The 975-nt window shown below is 45.7% G+C and carries 1 protein-coding gene; it reads right to left on the bottom strand.

The window, feature by feature from the left end:
• Window positions 1-975, bottom strand: a 975-nt coding sequence (locus tag A3756_RS26995) for a DUF6701 domain-containing protein (protein ID WP_197481089.1), incomplete at both ends; no start/stop codon positions are given.

The raw sequence follows: 975 nt of genomic DNA, 5'->3' as shown, positions 1-975 counted from the left end.
CTCACTTCTCGCCAGTAGATAATTCTGTCGTGGCCTCGATATTGACCAAACTGCGCCTCAACAAAGGGGTGCTCATCATCCAGAGCGCCATCTCCGTCCCAGTCAAAACGCAACCATGGCAATGCAGATAAGTCCTGATTAACTTGAACTTTTCCAGCCCCGCCGACTCCTGGAGCGCTGAAGCTAAAGTTTTCATTTTGCGCATCATCGAGAGGAGCATTCACACTTAAGGTAGTTAACTCTGAACCCACAAGAATATCTTCTAAGCTCGTAGCACCACTACCTAAAGGTGTAACAGTTGGAACAACTGCGGTACATTGATCATCAGTATGGGCAACAAAGGTTCCGGCGCTAGAATAATATTGGGGGTAAGCCTTCATTTTTAACGCTTGAGTATCAGGCCCATAGGCATTCTCCATTTTCCACCGTCCTTGCCGTAATTCTGAGCTAAATTGGAAACCAAGCGCTGCTAAATTACTAGTGCCTGTCACATCATCATCGTCTTCCAAAGTAACGACCAAATCAATATCTGCGTCAAAAGGAACGATATTGGTCCCTGCAGGTCGATCATAACTGAAGTTAGGGTTACTAGAGTGGATAAGTAAGCTAAGCGTTCCATCAATATCTGTTGTCGCACCATAACTTATATCTCCAACTGGCGAGGATAATGTCGCCGCCGTCGCTGCATTATCGGTATAGCAAAAACCCTTAACGCCTACACTACCACCACAAGACTCATCTAGCTCCAGGTTTGCACCCAAGCGCCAAAAATCACCTTCATAGTTTTGTGTAATCGTGCCATCAGCACGTACAGCACTTATCGTCAATTCAGGGACAGTATTCCATTGAAAGGCCTGATTCATATAAGTGAAGGGCGATAGTCCAACGACATTACACGCTGGGGCAAAATTTCCTCCTGTGACGGAAAAGCTCACATCAAAACGATCAGGGATAAACCGACCAACATTACCACTT

The organism is Oleiphilus sp. HI0086, from assembly GCF_001635225.1.
Note: the sequence above shows the minus strand (reverse complement) of the source record. Positions and strands in the feature narration are given on the sequence as shown.